The organism is Terriglobia bacterium, assembly GCA_020073185.1.
GTDB lineage: Bacteria > Acidobacteriota > Terriglobia > Terriglobales > Acidobacteriaceae > JAIQGF01.
Genome location: JAIQFT010000070.1, coordinates 1 through 17,397 on the forward strand (window position 1 = coordinate 1; position 17,397 = coordinate 17,397).

The following is a 17,397-nucleotide window of genomic DNA, read 5'->3' on the forward strand; positions in this document are numbered from 1 at the left end:
CGTAACCCGGCGAAGTTTTCTCAGCATAGCGTCGCTGGGCAGCTTCTTTGCCGCGGTCGGCACTGCGGCAGCGGGGCTGTTCCGACTGCCGAATCCCGCTGTACTGCCCGGGCCGGTGCGGCGCTTCAAGCTGGGTGCGCCGGAGCAGTTTGCCCCCGGCAGCGAAACCCTTTTTTCCGACGAGAACCTGGTGCTGTTCCGCGACGACGAAGGCTTCTACGCGATCTCCACTACCTGCACCCACCTGGGATGCATCGTCTCGCGCGCCCAACAGGGGTTTGCCTGTCCCTGCCACGGATCGCGTTTCGATGAGCGCGGAAAAGTGGTGGGCGGTCCGGCGCCGCGGCCGCTGCCGTGGCTGGAAATAAGTCGGGCAGCCGACGGCCAGCTCGTGATCAATGCCGACAACGAAGTACCCGGAGGCACGCGTTACCGCGTGTAGGAGGCGAACCATGGCGACCGCGGCCCAGGAATTTATTCGCAACCTGCAGGCATTGCCGCATTCGGTGAAGGATGCCTGGTTCCGCCTGGGCAAAGAACCGGAATCGGAGCGCGAAGAGTCACAGGCTACTTTTCATAACCTGTTCCTGCACATACACAGCGTGCGCGTCCACGTGCGCACTCTCAGTCCCACGCTCACCTTCGGCTTGGGCCTGATGGCGATGGGCACGTTCCTGATCACCGTGGTCACCGGCCTTCTGCTGATGGTCTATTACAAGCCTTCTACCGACCTGGCGTACCAGTCGATCAAGGACATCCACTTCACGGTCTACACCGGACGGTTCATCCGCAACATTCATCGCTGGGCGGCACAGTTGATGGTCTTGACCGTGATCCTGCATATGGCGCGGGTGTTCTTCACTGGCAGCTACAAGAAGCCGCGCGAATTCAACTGGCTCGTGGGATTGGGGCTGCTGGTAATCACCTTAGCCCTCAGCTTCACCGGATATCTGCTGCCCTGGGACCAGCTAGCCTACTGGGCCATCACCATCGGATCGAACATCGCCAACTCGCCCCGTGAGCTGACCGACGCGCTCGGCGTCACGCGCTGGCTTGATCCAGGCGGTTTCCAGAAACGGCTGCTCCTGGGCGCCAACTATGTCGGCCAGGATGCGCTGATCCGGTTCTATGTGCTGCACGTGTTCCTGTTGCCCCTGGCGCTGGTCACTCTGCTGAGCGTGCACTTCTGGCGGATTCGCAAGGACGGCGGCCTGGCGCGTCCCGAAGACCCGATGGGCGGCGAGGCGGAATGGGGCGGCGCCCGTCGAACCGTTTTCCAACCCATTCCCACCAAGACCTACGGCTTGATGGCCCTGGTCAGAGGCAAGCGGCCAACCGTAAACCGCGGACCGGAGAACACCGTGATGAGCTGGCCGCACCTGTTCTGGGCGGAACTGGCCGTGTTCATGGTCACGGTGGCGTCCACTCTCGTGCTCTCCTTCTACTGGGACGCGCCGCTGAAAGAATTGGCCAATCCTGCGATTCCGGAAAACCCGGCCAAGGCGCCCTGGTATTTTCTCGGAATCCAGGAGCTGGTTTCGTATTCCGCGTTTACCGGCGGACTGATAATCCCGGTAATCGTGCTCCTGGGACTCGCCCTCATTCCATTCCTGGATCGGCGCTCCGAGGGTGAAGGCACGTGGTTCGGCAGTCCGGGAGAGAAATCCGTTTTCCGTTACTCGTTGGTGTTTGCGGTTCTGGTGACGGTCGTCATGCTGGCCTTTACGGTGAACTTCGGGTGGTTGCGCAACTGGTTTCCCAACATTCATCAGTTGTGGATCATCATTATTAACCCTGGCTCGCTGCTGGTGCTGATCTTCGCGGCCTGGTCGCTGCTGGTCCTGAAGCGCAAAGACTCCGTGCGTCTGGCGGCGGTTGCGCTCTTCACTTGTTTCCTGGTCGGTTTCACCATTCTGACCTATTTCGCCACCATCCACCGGGGGCCGAATTGGCTTTTCTACTGGTGGCCCTCACAGTGGCCGGTGCACTAGGGGGAATGCGATGAAGGACCCCTCACGCATTTATCGTTGGATCCTGCTCGGGGCCAGCGTTCTGACCATCGTCTATCTGGTGGGCGCGGCGGTACATGAGAACTACCTGGCGCAGTGGGGCGCGGTGCAGCGCCAGTATCGCGAGATTCTCCGGCAAAAAGCCACGGACGAGCGCGGGCGCGAACTGCTGGCCAAGTTTCACATCGAGCTGAAGCAGGTCAGCCTGCCGGCCCTGGGGACGGTGGACCGCTGCGTCACCTGCCACAACGGGATCGACGATCCGAGAATGACGGATGTCACGTTGCCCCACCGGGTCCACCCCGCGGGCATCCTCGATAAGCATCCGGTGGATCGCTTCGGATGCACCGTCTGCCATCACGGACAAGGACCAGCGACCACGTTTCGTGATGCCAAGGCGGACGACGCCTACTGGGACTATCCTCTGCTTCCGCCGGAGATGACCCAGGCCACCTGCGCCACTTGTCACGACGCGGAGAAGTTGCCTGCAGCACAAATCCCACTGCTGCTTACCGGCATGAGGCTTTATCAGGAGAAGAGTTGCGGCGCCTGCCACAAGCTGGGAGGTCGCGGGGGTGCGTTGGGGCCAGCGCTGGACAACGAAGGCGCCAAGACGCGTCACCAGCTCATCATGAGCAATCTCGCGCCGCCACACACCACCTGGAGATGGCAGGAGGCTCACTTCCGCGATCCCGCGGGCCTAGTTGCCGGCAGCCAAATGCGCAACCCCACCGTGACCCGGCAGGAAGCGCTGGCGCTGACGGTTTACATGCTTTCGCAGTGGAAGCGTGATGTGCCGGAGAGTTATCTCGCTCCCGACAAGATCGAACAGAAGTATCGTGCACTGCATCCGGCACCGCTCACCGGCGAGCAAGTCTACGGGCAATACTGCGCGGCCTGCCATGGCAATGGAACTTACAGCCGCTGGGACAAAGCGTTCAAACGCTTCATCCCCGCCATTCGCGGTGTTTCTTTGATCGCGACCGCGAGCCGCGAGTATCTGACCAGCAACATCCAGCACGGCCGGCCGGGCACGCAGATGCCGGCGTGGGACAAACAAGCCGGCGGCCTGCTGCCGGAGGAGATCACGGCGGTCGCGGAGTACCTGCGAGCCGGGGCGCCGGCGGTCGAGAAAATGCCGCCCCTCACGCTGGCGGGCGATTCGGCACGGGGCTTGACGCTGTTCCTGCGCAACTGCGCCGGTTGTCACGGCATGGACGGCCGTGGGGGGATCGCGCCGGAGATCGGTAATCCGGTCTTTCAGAAGGCGGCGGCCGACGAATTCATCGTGCGCACCGTCCGCGCCGGACGGCAGGGGACCGCCATGCCCGCCTTCCAGCGACCCGATGCGCCGGCGTTCACTGACCAGGACGTCGCGGACGTTCTTGCGTACCTGCGCACTCTCGGCGAGCACAAGCGAGGGAAGGCGGTTGCGAAGAACGTGATTCCGGGAGGTAAGCCATGAGCGACAAGGACGAGTCGAACAACCAGCGGTCGCGGCGCAACTTCCTCCAGACTGCCGCCATGACGGCGGCAGCTCTGGCGATCCCTGGCTGCTCCCGCAAAGAGAAGCCGGTTCTCACCACGCTCGTCGGTGACTTCGACCCTCTCCGCAGTTATCCCTACCGCGGTTGGGAGGACTTCTATCGCAAGATCTGGACCTGGGACAGAGTGGTGCGTTCGACGCACTCCGCCAACTGCACAGGTTCCTGCTCCTGGAAAGTCTATGTCCGGAACGGGGTGATGGTACGCGAAGAACAGGCGGCGGATTATCCCCGCATCAGCCAGGATCTGCCCGATTACAACCCGCGCGGATGCCAGAAGGGTGGCTGCTTCGTCGAGTATGTATACAGCCCGCAGAGGTTGCGGTACCCACTGATTCGCACCGGGGAACGCGGCGAGGGCAAATGGCGCCGGGCCACCTGGGACGAAGCCCTCACGCTGGTCGCCGGGAAACTGCTCGACAACGTCTACCACCACGGACCGGACACCAACACCTTCTTTAGCGTGATCCCGGCAATGAGTCCGGTCAGCTTCTGCGCGGGGTCGCGGCTGGCGAACTACATCGGGGGAGTATTCCTTTCCTTCTATGACTGGTACTGCGACCTGCCGCCGGGCGAGCCGCTTACCTGGGGCGTGCAAACCGAGGCCTGCGAGTGCGCCGACTGGTTCAACTCCAAGTACATCGTGCTATGGGGTTCGAATATTTCACAGACGCGCATTCCCGACGCCCACTTCGCCTACGAAGCTCGCTACAACGGCGCCAAGATCGTCTGTATCTCGCCCGATTACAACGCCAGCGCCACGCACGCCGACCTGTACTGGCAGATCAATCCGGGCACGGACGGCATGCTTGCCCTGGGAGTGGCGCGGCTCCTCATCGACCAGAACCTGATCGATGTTCCGTACGTGAAAGAGCAGACCGACCTGCCGCTGCTTGTGTTATCCGGTACGAAGCGTTTCTTGCGCCACTCCGATCTCGAGGCTAAAGGCAAAGAGGACGTGTTTTACGTCTGGGACACGCGACAACACCGCGCCGTACCGACACCGGGGTCGATGGGCTCGGAGCAGAAGACGATCCAGCTCAACGGCGTGGATCCGGCTCTGACGGGGAGCTTCAGCGTGCAGCTTGCGGATGGGAAAACCGCCGAAGTCACCACGGTTTTCGAGATGCTCAAAAAAGAGTTGGCCCAGTACACGCTGGACAAAGTAGCGGCGCGCACCGGCCTGCCGGCACATGAAATCGAGCTGTTCGCCAGGGAATTGGGAACACGCAAACCCGCAATGATCATCCACGGCGCGGGGACGAACCACTGGTTCCACAACGACCTGGTCAACCGCTCGTTCATCCTGCTGGTGGCTCTCACCGGCAACGTAGGCAAGAACGGCGGCGGGTTCAACCACTACGTGGGACAGGAACGCGTCTGGCCGGAGCACGGCTTCTTTCAGCTCGCCTTTCCCGAAGGACGCCAGAAACAGCGCTTCCAGAACACTACGCTTTGGAGCTACGTCCACTCCACCAGCAAGGATCCCCACCTCTACAACGGCAAGCCCATCGACTGGTACATCCAGGAATCGGTGAAGAACGGGTGGATGCCGCTGTGGCCCAAGGGCGGCCGCAAGCCGCGCGCCTTCATCGTGTGGCGCGCCAACTATCTCAATCAGGCCAAGGGCAACGAGATCCTGGAGTCATCGCTGTGGCGCGATCTCGACCTGATCGTGGACATCAACTACCGCATGGACACTACGGCGCTCTACTCCGACGTCGTGCTGCCCGCAGCCAGCTACTACGAGAAAGTGGACATCAACACCACCGATTGCCACAGCTACGTCCATCCCTTCGGCAAAGCGCTGGAACCGTTGTTCGAGAGCAAGACGGACTGGGACATCTTCCACGCCCTGGCCGAAAAAATGGCGGAGTTGGCCACGAAGAAAGGTCTGAAGCCCTTCCACGACGATGCCTTCGACTGGAACCGCGATTTCACGCAGTTGGCGCACGACTGGACAAGCAAAGGAACCATCCTCACCGACGAGCAAGCGGCCAACTTCATCCTCGCCAACGCTCCCGAAACCAAAGACATGACCTACCAGCAGTTGCAGGAGAAGCCGCGCCGCTTTGTCGCCACCGACCCGGAGGCATGGAACAGCGACATCGAAGACGGAATCGCCTATACGCCGTTCAAGCACCAGTTAGAGAAGAAGCGGCCGTGGCGCACGCTCACAGGACGGCAGCAGTTCTACATCGATCACCCCTGGTACCTGGAATTGGGTGAGGCGTTGCCGACCTTCAAGGAACCAGTGCCGGAGAAGTATCCGCTCTACTGGAACACGCCGCACGGGCGCTGGTCCATTCACTCCACCTGGCGTGATCACCGGGCCATGCTGCGGTTGCAGCGCGGCGGCCCCATCGTTTACATGCATCCCGACGATGCCCGCAAACGCGGCCTGAGAGACAACGACTGGGTACGCATCTATAACAACGTCGGCCAATGTGTCTGCCGCCTGCAGATCCTGCCGGGAGAAAAACCGGGCAGGGTGACCATGTATCACGGCTGGGAAAAATACCTCGGCTTCCAGCAGGGCGGCTGGCAGTCGCTCACTTACATCAAGATCAAACCTACGCAGCTCATCGGCAAGTATGGACACGTCAACTTTCGGCTGAACTACTGGGGACCGACCGGCAACAATCGCGACATCAAAGTGGAAATCGAGAAGGCAAAGGTCTGAGGGGGCAGCCATGTCAAAACACCAATATGCAATGGTGATGGACCTGAACAAGTGCCTGGGCTGCCAGACCTGCACCATCGCTTGCAAAAAGCTTTGGACCGATCGCGACGGCACCGGCTACATGTACTGGAACAACGTGGAGACGCGTCCCGGGATGGGCTACCCGCGGCAGTGGGACCGGATCGGCGGCGGTTGGAAGAACGGGCAGCTCCAGCCCAGCCCGTTGCCCACCATGGACGACTACGGTCACGCCTGGGAATTCAACTACGAGCAGCGTCTCTACGAAGGTAAGAAGAAGCCGGTCATGCCGTCGCCCACTCCGACGTCCGGGGTGAACTGGGACGAGGATGTCGGCGGCATGAATGGCGAGGAGAATTACTTCTTCTATCTGCCGCGCATCTGCAATCACTGCACCTATCCGGCGTGTCTGGAAGCGTGTCCGCGCAAGGCCATCTACAAACGTCATGAAGACGGCATCGTGGTCCTCGACCAGGAGCGCTGCCAGGGCTACCGCTACTGCATCAAGGCTTGCCCCTACAAGAAGATTTATTACAACGAGGTGACCGGCAAGTCGGAGAAGTGCATTTTCTGTTATCCGCGCCTGGAAAAGGGCGAGGTGAATGCCTGCGCCGCGCAGTGTCCGGGGCGATTGCGCTTTGTCGGCCTGCTCGACGATCCCGAATCTCCGGTGCACAAACTTGTGCTGGTGCACCGCGCGGCCCTGCCGCTGTTTCCGGAGAAAGGCACGCAGCCGAATGTCTTCTACGTCCCGCCGTTTAATCCGCCCAAGCGGGGAAACTACGACAAGAGCATCCTCGAAGATCCGCGCCTGCCGCTCGATTACCTGATCTACCTGTTTGGTGCCGAGGTGCGAGAGGTGATCACCCGGCTCGAGGCCGAACTGAAGACGGCCCAGCGCGGCGGACGCAGCGAACTCCTGCAACTGCTCATCGGCCGTGATGCCGCAACGCGCTATCGCATCAAGCCTGAACTGGTGCAGATCAAGCTTTAGGAGACTGCCATGCGAACGAATCGAGTGACGCTGCTTCTGGTGGTCGTACTTGTAACCAGTACGGTCGCCGGTGCGCAGGCAGGCAAGGCGCCAGCCGGCCAGACGCTGAACGCAACGTCCCTGTCGGCAACGGCCGACATGCTCCTGAACGGCTCGGCGGTGTGGGATCAGGCTCCCGCCCACAGGATCAGCCTGAACCGCACCCCCGCGTTGTACGACACCGATGAGCCGGCATCCCTGGAAATTCCAGTACTGGAGGTGCGAGTTGCGCGCGCAAGCGGCAAACTGCTGGTGCAGATATCGTGGGCCGATCGAAGCAACGACAGCGCCTCGCTGCCGGAGGTCCCGAATACGCCCCCCGAGGCGCGCTTTCGCAAGCTCCCCACGGAAGCCGAGGACAGATTCTTCGACGCGGCCGCCGTCATGTTTCCGACCGAGCCGCGTGCTGTGACGCCTTCCCTGCAGATGGGTGACACTGGTGACCCTGTGCAGATCTATTACTGGAACGCCGCGCGCGGTCCGATGCTGATGGAGGCGGCTGGACGCGGTACCACGCGCAGGACCGGCGCCTCCTTTGCCGCACACGGCTCTTACGAGAAGGGCCGCTGGACGGTGGCTTTGGAGTTGCCCGATCTGGCGTCGGGCACGCCGCTGGCGTTTGCCCTTTGGAATGGCAGCCAGAAGGATCGCGACGGGAGAAAGTACTTTTCAGTGTGGCAGGTATTGCAGTGAGGAGTTCATGACAGCAGCCAGCGGATCCCGCGCCTCGGGGAAGCTCGATTGGGAAGACCTGGATCCGTACAGATTCTTCGCCTTGGTGTTCGCGTCGCCGTCACCCGAGCGCTTCGACACACTCGCGCAGCCGGCGTTGAAGGACTTGCTTGCCGGCCTGTGGCAGCAGCTACGCTGCGCGGGAGATTTCCCGGACTTCGCCTGGTTCAAAAGCCGCGAAGAATACGAAGCGGCGTACATCGCGCTCTTTGATGTTGGGATTCCCGAGCCCCCGGTACCTCTGTTCGAGTCAGCGCATGATAAGACCAGGCCCCCGCAAGAGATCGCGCTCGAGAACACGTGGTTTTACGAGGCGCTCGGACTCAGGTGGGATTCAAGATGTGCCGTCCCCGACTATCTGATCACGCAACTGGAGTTTCTCGCCGCCGTGCACTATACGTTGGAGAACGCGCCGGATTCCGCCACCCGCGGTAGTCTCGCCAAGCTCGAGACCGATTTCATAAGCCGCCACATGCTGAATTGGGTGGCCCAGGCGGGTACCAAGGTGAATCGTGTTTCTCCTTTTGTTTTTGGTCCCCTCATGCGTCTGCTCACGGTATTTCTGCAACACCGGCGCGATGAAGTCAGCCGCTGATGTCCCCACTGCCGGCGGCAGACCAGGAACAGGTCCCCCAAAGAGCACCTAGTTCGCCGCGGCAGCCGCCGACTGCGGATTTTTCGCCAGGCTCAACATGTTGGCGAACAGGCGATAGGCTCCCGGCACGCCCTCCGGCAACTGGCGATACAGCGCATAGGCCACGTACATGTAAACGCCCTTGCCGTAGCGGGCGTAAAGCCAGCCGCCCTTCTGCGGCGCTTGACCGGGATCGTGGGTTTCGACCAGCGCTTCCCATTGCGGATCCCACGACCGCATGAAGTCGTGGCCGCGCTCCTCTGCCCAGCCATGAAAATCGTGGGTCGTGATCTTGTTGGGCCAGTTCAAGACGGGATTGTCGGGCGCCAGGATTTGCACGGCCGAGGTCTCGTCGACGACCTTCTCCGGGTCGCCGCTCAGGGAATAGGGATAAGGCCCGTAGTTATGGTCGTACTGAGGCGTGTTGTACTGCACGATGACGACGCCGCCATGGTGCACATAATCGAGCAAGCGGTTGTTGTAGGTGCGCAGCTCCGGCCGGGCGGCATAAGTGCGCACGCCCAGCACAATGGCATCGAATCTCCGCAGGTCGCCATTCGCCAGGTCCTGGGGGCTAAGGAAGTGGACGCGCACGCCCAGGTTCTCAAGCGACTGCGGAACCTCGTCGCCCGTGCCCATGATGTAGGCCAGGTTGAGGTTGGGCGCGATCTTGACGTCGACGCCAGCGGCGCGATAGGTCGCGGGACGATATAACTCGGCTGGACGCAAGCCGGTGTAGCCGACCGTGCGATAGCCCTGGCGGTATTGACGACCCTGGTATTCCGCCACGGCCGTAACGGTGTACGGCTTTTCCTGCAGCGCAGCCGGCTGGACGCTGAAGTTGACGGATTCGTCTTCCCCATCTTTGCTGGTGGCGAACTGCGCCACCGGCGGGGACGCTTTCCATCCCGAGGGCAGTCCCAAGCGCACCGTTCCCTTGGCCGGACCCTTGACGTTGCTGTGCACCACGACGGAGAGGGGAAAAGACTTCTCGCCCAGGGGCACGATTCCCGCGGCCGGGGAAATCCAGGCGGAAATGGCGGGCGCGACGACGAGTGGGTCGAGCACCGTGCCCATGCCGGTTATACGCTTCACTACCTGCACCACTTGGCCGAGCCGCACCGGCACACCGTGGTAATTCACTTCCACCCAAGCATCCAGGGGATACGGCGGCATCGACTGATTGAGATAGCGAGGGTCGAGGATGTCATAGTACGGCTGCTCAGAGTTGGGACGCTGAAAGTATGGCCGCGTCGGGGCGGCATTCTCGGGCACGGTGACGGTGAAGCGGACTTCGCGCGCCTCGCCGCCGGCCAATTCGCCGGCGCCGCCGGGCTGCGCTGCGATTGTCCAGGGCTCGGTGTCGCTCGCCTTCAGTGCAACACTGCTTACCTGGAGCGGCGCCGAACTCTGGTTGGCGACTCGAACGTTCACTTGGAAGCGCTGTCCGGGGATGGCGACCTGGAAGGACTCCTGCAAGCCCATGAAGCGCGCGAAAAAGCCGGTCGCTTCGCGTTCCGGCGCGACCGTGGCGAGCAGCGAAAGCCCCAGCGCCTCGGCGACAGCATTGTTGAACTGCGCCTGCTTGACGTGTAGCTCGTGCAAGACGTCGTAGCGGGACTGCTCCGAGAGTCCGCTTGCCTCGACGCGGGAGATGAGGTCGTTGACGGCCTTCAAGCCTGCGGCCAAGGTGGGCGCAATCTTTTCCGGTTCCTGGAAGGCAAAGCCGGTGGCCGCCTTCTCCACCAAATCGCTGATCTGCTGCAGGCCCTGCTTGACGAACCCGGGATCGTCCTTGGCCAGCGCCGCAATCCCCAGCAGGGACGTGTCCACGCCGTCGAAAAACGATGTCTCCTTGTCGCGTGCCGGCACTCGCGATCCGTAGCGGTGATAGGAAATGGTCAAGGGCCCCGCTGGCGGGATGCTGCCGCCGCCGTTCTGCGATCTTTGCAGTCCCAGGCCCTCGCGCGCGATCTGCAAGTAGGACAGCCCGGCCAGGGGCGAGTACTGACCCTCCGGTATCTCCAGGTTGGTGGATGGCGTGCCTTCGATCCAGCTCCGCGACAGGTAGTCGTAGAAGCGCAGTGGCGCCCAGTGCCCGGTGGCGTAGTCATACATGCCCTTGTCGGAGATGGCGAAGGTGGGCACGCGGGCGTACATCTTGGCCGGACACCACGGCCGCAACCCGGCCTGGATCTGGTCGGGAAAGACTTTGGGGTCGCAGGCCGCCTGGAACACCTCCTGCGCCGCTTCGCCGGCGACCTGGTGTTGGCCGTGGCCGTCGCTGAGGTTGCCGGAGAACACGGAAGCTATGACCAGGGGGCGATTCATGCGCACGATGCGGACAACGTCGTACAACACGCGGTCGTGCCCCCATTTTTGCAGCGCTTCTTCCTTGGTCTTGGAGAAACCGAAATCGGCGACGCGTGTCCAGTACTGCTGGGTGCCGATGTAGCGGTCGGCCGACAGCAGTTCCTGGGTACGCACCAAGCCGAGGGCGTCCCAGTAATCGGGCGACATGACGTTCTGCCCGCCCTCGCCGCGGTTGAGCGTGAGCAGCGCCACCCGCGCTCCCTGGCCGCGCGACTCGTAGGTCATCATGCCGCCGTCTTCATCGTCAGGATGGGCGGTGATCATCAGCAAACTGGCGCGCGTGCGCAGCTTCAGCAAGGACTGCCAGACCGCCCCAGCGCCCCGGTCTAAAGGCAGTGGCGTGGCCTGCGTGCTGGGCGAGATCGCGATCTGGGTCGGCGTCTGCGCCATGCCGGTTGCGATCAGGATCAGAGTAGTTGCGGCGACGATCCCAGCGCGCCGCACCGGACGCGGTTGCATGCTCCTCCCCCGGCGCTTGCGAAAGTTGTTACGCAAGGTAAAGAGCATAGATATACCACACCGCTTTGGCGCTTGACGAACTTTGTAAAAGTCTTTAAGTTAGTCGCTCCCGCAGGTGCCCGCTTGGTCCGCTCTCCAGTTGAAATCGATTCCGACGATGCTTTCGCACGCTCGGAAGGCAGAGGACCGCTGCGTCCGACGCATTTGCGGCGGGCAAATGCCGCAGCGGTGCTGGGTCTCTTGCGGGCGCAGGGCCCGTGCTCGCGCGCCGACCTGGTGCGATCGAGCGGGCTGAGTGCGCCCACCATATCGAGCGCGATTGACTACCTGCGGCGCAAGCGGCTGGTGGAGACGCTGGGGGCGGGCGTGTCCAGCGGCGGACGGCCCCCCGGCCTGCTGCGTTTCAATGGGGGATTCGGGTGCGTAGCCGGCGCCGACATTGGCGGATCGGCGGTGCGGGTGGGGTTGGCCGATCTGAACGGCACGGTCATGGGACGCTGGGCAGCCAGCACGCGGGGCAACGGAACTCCGGAGCGCATAGCGGCGATGGTGGCCACGGGGGTTCGCGAACTGTTGCGCCAGCAAAAGCTGTCGCGCTCGCGCCTGCTCACGATCGCTGCCGGCGCCCCCGGCATCACGGACGTGGAGGCGGGCATCGTGCTCTCCGCGCCTCATCTGGCGCAATGGCAGAATGTTCCCCTTCGTCAACTGCTGGAGGACAAGCTGGGCGTTGCCGCAGCCATCGAGAACGACGTCAATCTTGGCGCCTTGGGCGAAAGCTGGTGCGGCGCTGCCCGGGGGGTCAGGAATTTCGTTTTCCTGGCCATCGGCACGGGCATTGGAGCCGGCATTTTTGTGGATGGACGGCTGCATCATGGTGACGACTGGGCGGCGGGGGAAGTGGGATCCATGCATGTGCCGGGCACTCCGGATGGCGTGCTGCGGTTCAACCGGCCGGGCCCGCTGGAAAGCGTGATCGGAGGCGCGGCGATCGAGCGCGCCTGGCGGCGGATGACTCATTCCGGCAACGGCTCTCGGCGCGCCCAGGCGACGCAGGTTTTCGAATACGCCAAGGCGGGACATCCCGCAGCGCGCCGCTTGTTGCAGGAAGCCGCGCGCATGGTAAGCAACACCGTCCTTAACGTCTCGCTGGTGCTGAATTCCTCTTTGGTCGTGCTGGGCGGCGGCATCGGTACCAGCCCGCCGTTCTTCGAGGCGATCCGCCGTCTTCTCGAGCGCAACGAATTTGCCCGCCCTCGCTTGGCTCTGAGCGCACTCGGCAAGGACGCCCAGCTTTTCGGCGCCGTCCGCCTGGCGCTCGATCATGCCGAAGCCCGGTTGCTGGGCGCCGGCGCTTGACAGCAACCGTAGCAGGTGATACAAGCCTTGCGCAACTTTATTAGGGGTACTTACGAAGTTAGGACCACGGCCGGCACAAGACTTCCAACCGAGGAGTGAAGCGTATGGCACGCCGCAATTCTATTCGTGGGCGCGGTTTGATCGTGTCCTTGTTCGTGTGCCTCACCATGGCGAGCTTGGTATCGGTTGCCGCGTGGGGACAATCGCAGGCTATCAACGGCACCATCCGCGGCCGGGTTTCGGACCCCACCGGCGCCGCGATTGCGGAAGCCGCGGTCAGCGTCGCCAACCGGTCCACCGGCTTCTCCCGGTCCGGCAGCACCAACTCCGAGGGCTATTACGTCTTTCCTAATCTGCCGCTGGGCGAGTATGAGGTCACGGTCCAGAAGACCGGTTTTGCGTCGCTCAAGCACTCCAACGTCGTGCTCGAGGCCGGGAAGGAAGCGGTAATCGACGCGCAGTTAAAAGTAGGCCAGGTGGAAACGGCGGTGGAGGTGACCGGCGGCTGTTTCAGCCGGGGGTCAGCGGACACCCGAATCCCGAACTGGGCATTCCGCGCACCATCAACACCAACGGCCTGATGGACCGGATCAACTACCAGATGGACGGCATGGTGGACACGCAGAGCGACCGCTATGGCCTGCGCCTGTTTCCCATCTCGGACACGTATGTCCGCGAGGTACAGACGGTGGCCAACAGCTTCGCGCCCGAGTTTGGCGGCACCTCGGGCAACATCTTCAACGTGATCACCAACTCCGGCACCAACACCTTTCACGGCATGTTCAACTGGATCCGGCGCTCCGTGGACGCTACCGCCCGCCCCATCTTGCTCTCGCCGACAGCAGCGAAGCCGGAACTGAAGCTGCAAGACTTCGCCATGAATGCGGGTGCGCCCATCGTCAAGGACAAGTTGTTCGTCTTTGGCTCCTACGAGCACCTGACGCGCGGCGTGCCCACTCCGATCACTATCAGCTCCGCCAATGCCACTGCGCTGGGCCTCAGTAGTAGTCTGCTGGGGAGCGCGCCGGGCGTCCTGCACGGGCAATTTGTCGATGCGCGTGTGGACTGGAACATCTCCACGCGCAACCAAGCCTTCCTGCGCTACAACTATTTCCGCAATCAATTCCCCATCAACACCAATAGCAACGGCATCTCCGCAGGCCTCAGCGCGCTGGACGCCTGGAGCGACTTTCGTGACCGTGCGCATGTCATTGGCATGCAACTGGTGAGTACCATCTCCACCAACCTGCTGAACGAGTTCCGCTTCTCCTGGCCCTACCGCCAGAACACGCACTTCAATGGCGCGCAGAACGGTCCCGGGCCGGTCATCTTGATCTCTGGCATTGCCGCCTTCAACGGCACCAACGCCGCCGGCGACCGTTTTGCGGAAAAGATCCCCAACGCGAACGAGAACCTGACGTGGATTCGTGGAAGACACACCTTCAAGGCGGGCTTCAACATCTCCGATATCATTGACCTGCAACGCTCTGTCAGCTTCAATCAATACACCTTCCCCAGCGTAGACGCATACCTGGCCGCGAAGAATGGCAGCAACCCGTTCGCTTACACGACCTTCAGCACCCAGTCCGACCCCACTGGCCTGCACTACCGCTCTCTATTCTGGGGTCTCTACGCGCAGGACACCTGGCAGGTGACACCCAACCTGGTGCTGATCTACGGCTTGCGTTACGACCGCTTCCAACCGCCCGAGGCCAACCCCAACGCTCCCTTCCTCTTATCGCGCAAGTTCACCACCCCCAACGGAAACGTGGCGCCGCGTCTTGGCTTCTCCTATCGGATTAACGACAAGACCGTGCTGCGGGCCTCCGGCGGCCTCTTCTTCGACGCACCTCCGACCAATATCTGGTTCAACACCTTGAACCTGGACGGCTCGAACCGAATCGGCAGCGCTTCCGTCAGCGGCTGCAGAGGTGTCGCAGCTTGCACGCCGCCGGCCGGTGCGCCCGCCTTTCCTGCGATCGCCGCGCTTACTCCGCCGGCACAGGACGTAACCACGGTCACGCCGGATTATAAGAACGCCTACACCGTGAATGCCAGCCTGCAGATCTCCCGCGAACTCAGCCGGAACGATGTGGTCTCGCTAGGCTACGTGTTGACCGCCGGGCGGCATCTGGCCTTTTTGCGCAACATGAACCTGATCAATCCCATCGGAACGCTGGGCGACGGACGACCTATCTTCGCTTCCACCGTCAGCGCCGCCACCCGGCTGTACCCTCAGTTCAACAACATTACTTTGCAGGACGTCGGCGCCAATTCCAGCTACAATGCCCTGCTCTTGACCTGGAATCATCGCCTGTCGCGGGGCTTGCAGGTAAGCGCTTCTTACACGTGGTCCCACACCATTAGCGATGCGCCCGAAGCCAACAGCTTCGAGCAAAACCTGCCGATCGAGGACACGACCAACCGCCGGCGCGATCGCGGCAACAGCAGCGTGGACCGGCCCCATGCCCTGACTGTGAGCGCCGTGCTCGAGCCCCAGCCCAAGCTGGAGAATCGTGTGCTGAACAAGCTGCTCAACGACAACATGTTCGCCATCCTGGGCAACTTCTCCTCCGGCGATACGCAGAACATCGTGGCCAACAGCACCTTAAACGGCGACTCGACCACCGGCTCCGTAACCAGGCCCCTGTTTGTGGGCCGCAACACCGCCCGCACTCCCAACATCTACCAGGTGGACTTGCGCTACACCCGGACCATCGCGCGCCTGTGGGAGCGCGTGACACCACAGTTCCTGGTGGAAGCTAACAACCTGTTCAACCATCCCAACGTAACCTCCATCAGCACCACGGCCGCTGTGAACGCAAGCGGTGTGATTACCACGCCTCCGACCTTCCGGCCGACCGGCACCGTGCTCGAGGGTCGCATTGTGCAGTTCGGATTAGGACTCCGCTGGTAGATTTTTTGCGTTAAAGATCCGCCGGAGCAGGGCGATTGTCCCATGCGCTTCATGAAACGACCGCGGTGAATCCGTCTGCTCGGCGCGCAGCCGCGATATCATAGAAGCAGGAATCGATGAAGGCTCCGAAGCCACTGTCGGAGGCGCCCTTCCCGGCGCCCGTTTATGCCGAAACCGTGCTGGCGGTCAATTTCGAGGATGCCAAGCGCTACTTCCTCGAAGCCCTGCTCGAAATCCATTATGCCCACACGTTGATGCTGGCGCGGCAAGACATCATCAGCGCGTCCGATGCGCAAGCCTGCCTTCGGGGTCTCGACCAACTGAACCGCGGCGAGATCGCAGCCGCCGTCTATGACGGCAGATGCGAGGACCTGTTCTTCTACCTGGAGGATCAATTGGCGGCCGACTGCGGGGCAGATGTCGCCGGCCGGATGCACACGGCGCGCAGCCGCAACGACATCGACCTGACGCTTTATCGCATGACGGTGCGCCGCGAAGTGCTGAAGATGGCCGGGGCGGTCGCCGCGGCACGGGAACAGTTATTGCAACTGGCTGCGGCACATCTCGAAACCGTGATGCCCGGCTATACCCATACCCAGCCGGCGCAACCCACCACGTTGGCCCATTACCTGATGGCCGCCGTCGAATTCCTGGGGCGCGATTTCCAGCGTCTGCAGCCGGCGTTTGCTACCGTCAACCGCAGTCCGCTGGGCGCCTGTGCGATCACCACGACCGGCTTCGCCATCGATCGCGACTATACCGCGCGCCTGCTCGGCTTTGAAGGGCTGCAGGTCAATTCCTACGGCGCGATTGCCGCCATCGATTACCTCACCGAGTCGGCCTCAACGGTGGCCGTTGCCATGGTGAACCTTGGCAAGCTGGTGCAGGACCTGCTGCTGTGGTGCACCAAGGAATTTGGATTCCTGAAGCTGCGCGATGCGTACGTGCAGGCCAGCAGCATCATGCCGCAGAAGCGCAATCCGGTTTCGCTGGAGCACACCCGCATCCTGGCCAGCAAGGCACTGGGGCAGGCGCAAGCCATCCTCACGGCGGCGCACAACACTCCGTTCGGCGACATCGTGGACAGCGAAGACGATCTGCAGCCGCTGGCGTTCTCCATGTTTGCCGACGCCGAGCGCGCCCTGCGCTTGTTTGCCGGGGTGATGGCCAACACGGAGGTAGATCGCGAACGGCTGACGCGCCTGGCGAACGGCAGCTTCCTCACGGTTACGGAACTGGCGGACACGCTGGTGCGGCGCGAGAATCTGAGCTTCCGTGCCGCGCACCGCCTGGTCTCGGAGGCGGTGCGGGCGGTCGGACCGGCTTATTCAGCGGAGCGCATGGTCGATGAAGTGGAGCGCCTGGCACCGACTATGATCGGCCGCGCGCTTACGGTTGCGCGCCGGGAACTGGAACGCGCACTCGACGCCGACAACTTCGTGCGCGTACGAACCATCGTGGGCGGGCCCGCGCCGTCAGCGGTCAGCACGGAAATTGACGCGGCGCGGCGCGAGCAAGCGCGATTTTCAGAATGGCTGCAAGAAAAGCAGCGTTTGCTGCATCGTTACCCCGAACTGCTCCATGAAGCCGCCAGCGCGCTGGTAAAGTAAATCGACGCCGTACACGGTTTTCTCCG

At 62.4% G+C, this 17,397-nt stretch carries 12 protein-coding genes; 11 read left to right on the plus strand and 1 reads right to left on the minus strand.

The genetic code is table 11. The annotated features are described in order from the left end of the window. The 7 genes from LAN64_18365 to LAN64_18395 form a co-directional block, all read left to right on the plus strand. Positions 1 to 442, plus strand: a 442-nt coding sequence (locus tag LAN64_18365; GenBank protein ID MBZ5569797.1) for a ubiquinol-cytochrome c reductase iron-sulfur subunit, incomplete at its 5' end; no start/stop codon positions are given. A 10-nt stretch (positions 443 to 452) separates the two neighbouring features. Beyond that, positions 453 to 1,991, plus strand: a complete 1,539-nt coding sequence (locus LAN64_18370) for a cytochrome b N-terminal domain-containing protein (protein ID MBZ5569798.1) — start codon at positions 453 to 455, stop codon at positions 1,989 to 1,991. A 10-nt stretch (positions 1,992 to 2,001) separates the two neighbouring features. Beyond that, entirely contained in the window at positions 2,002 to 3,474 is a 1,473-nt protein-coding gene (locus LAN64_18375) for a c-type cytochrome (GenBank protein MBZ5569799.1), read from the plus strand. Next, entirely contained in the window at positions 3,471 to 6,236 is a 2,766-nt protein-coding gene (locus LAN64_18380; GenBank protein ID MBZ5569800.1) for a molybdopterin-dependent oxidoreductase, read from the plus strand. The genes LAN64_18375 and LAN64_18380 overlap by 4 nt, the downstream gene beginning before the upstream one ends. A gap of 10 nt (positions 6,237 to 6,246) precedes the next feature. Beyond that, positions 6,247 to 7,248, plus strand: coding sequence for a respiratory nitrate reductase subunit beta (locus LAN64_18385; protein MBZ5569801.1), 1,002 nt, complete (start codon positions 6,247 to 6,249; stop codon positions 7,246 to 7,248). 9 nt (positions 7,249 to 7,257) lie between these two features. Next, positions 7,258 to 7,980, plus strand: coding sequence for a hypothetical protein (locus LAN64_18390; GenBank protein MBZ5569802.1), 723 nt, complete (start codon positions 7,258 to 7,260; stop codon positions 7,978 to 7,980). A 7-nt stretch (positions 7,981 to 7,987) separates the two neighbouring features. Beyond that, positions 7,988 to 8,614 carry a molecular chaperone TorD family protein gene (locus LAN64_18395; protein ID MBZ5569803.1) on the plus strand — a complete coding sequence of 209 codons (627 nt, stop codon included), beginning with the start codon at positions 7,988 to 7,990 and terminating at the stop codon, positions 8,612 to 8,614. 48 nt (positions 8,615 to 8,662) lie between these two features. Here the strand turns inward: LAN64_18395 and LAN64_18400 are convergent, their stop codons facing one another. After that, positions 8,663 to 11,416, minus strand: a complete 2,754-nt coding sequence (locus LAN64_18400; GenBank protein ID MBZ5569804.1) for a PIG-L family deacetylase — start codon at positions 11,414 to 11,416, stop codon at positions 8,663 to 8,665. A 192-nt stretch (positions 11,417 to 11,608) separates the two neighbouring features. On the opposite strand from LAN64_18400, the gene LAN64_18405 reads away from it, so the two are divergent. The 4 genes from LAN64_18405 to argH all read left to right on the plus strand — a co-directional run bounded on the left by LAN64_18405 (position 11,609) and on the right by argH (position 17,371). Continuing rightward, the gene (locus tag LAN64_18405) at positions 11,609 to 12,844 is read left to right on the plus strand and encodes an ROK family protein (GenBank protein MBZ5569805.1); all 1,236 of its coding nucleotides are present in this window, start codon (positions 11,609 to 11,611) and stop codon (positions 12,842 to 12,844) included. A gap of 104 nt (positions 12,845 to 12,948) precedes the next feature. Then, the gene (locus tag LAN64_18410; GenBank protein ID MBZ5569806.1) at positions 12,949 to 13,425 is read left to right on the plus strand and encodes a carboxypeptidase-like regulatory domain-containing protein; all 477 of its coding nucleotides are present in this window, start codon (positions 12,949 to 12,951) and stop codon (positions 13,423 to 13,425) included. Continuing rightward, complete coding sequence (locus LAN64_18415) at positions 13,425 to 15,761, plus strand: TonB-dependent receptor (protein ID MBZ5569807.1); 2,337 nt, start codon at positions 13,425 to 13,427, stop codon at positions 15,759 to 15,761. Before LAN64_18410 ends, LAN64_18415 begins: the two co-directional genes overlap by 1 nt. A 116-nt stretch (positions 15,762 to 15,877) precedes the next feature. Further along, on the plus strand, positions 15,878 to 17,371 hold the full coding sequence (argH, locus tag LAN64_18420; GenBank protein ID MBZ5569808.1) for an argininosuccinate lyase: 1,494 nt from the start codon (positions 15,878 to 15,880) through the stop codon (positions 17,369 to 17,371). The last annotated feature ends 26 nt before the right edge of the window (positions 17,372 to 17,397 follow it).

What these genes read in the sequence shown, in the direction of transcription:
- LAN64_18400 (MBZ5569804.1), bottom strand. Translation starts at nt 11,416, where the DNA reads ATGGCGCAGACGCCGACCCAGATCGCGATCTCGCCCAGCACGCAGGCC.
- argH (MBZ5569808.1), top strand. Translation starts at nt 15,878, where the DNA reads ATGAAGGCTCCGAAGCCACTGTCGGAGGCGCCCTTCCCGGCGCCCGTT.
- LAN64_18395 (MBZ5569803.1), top strand. Translation starts at nt 7,988, where the DNA reads ATGACAGCAGCCAGCGGATCCCGCGCCTCGGGGAAGCTCGATTGGGAA.
- LAN64_18380 (MBZ5569800.1), top strand. Translation starts at nt 3,471, where the DNA reads ATGAGCGACAAGGACGAGTCGAACAACCAGCGGTCGCGGCGCAACTTC.
- LAN64_18385 (MBZ5569801.1), top strand. Translation starts at nt 6,247, where the DNA reads ATGTCAAAACACCAATATGCAATGGTGATGGACCTGAACAAGTGCCTG.
- LAN64_18390 (MBZ5569802.1), top strand. Translation starts at nt 7,258, where the DNA reads ATGCGAACGAATCGAGTGACGCTGCTTCTGGTGGTCGTACTTGTAACC.
- LAN64_18375 (MBZ5569799.1), top strand. Translation starts at nt 2,002, where the DNA reads ATGAAGGACCCCTCACGCATTTATCGTTGGATCCTGCTCGGGGCCAGC.
- LAN64_18410 (MBZ5569806.1), top strand. Translation starts at nt 12,949, where the DNA reads ATGGCACGCCGCAATTCTATTCGTGGGCGCGGTTTGATCGTGTCCTTG.
- LAN64_18415 (MBZ5569807.1), top strand. Translation starts at nt 13,425, where the DNA reads ATGGACCGGATCAACTACCAGATGGACGGCATGGTGGACACGCAGAGC.
- LAN64_18370 (MBZ5569798.1), top strand. Translation starts at nt 453, where the DNA reads ATGGCGACCGCGGCCCAGGAATTTATTCGCAACCTGCAGGCATTGCCG.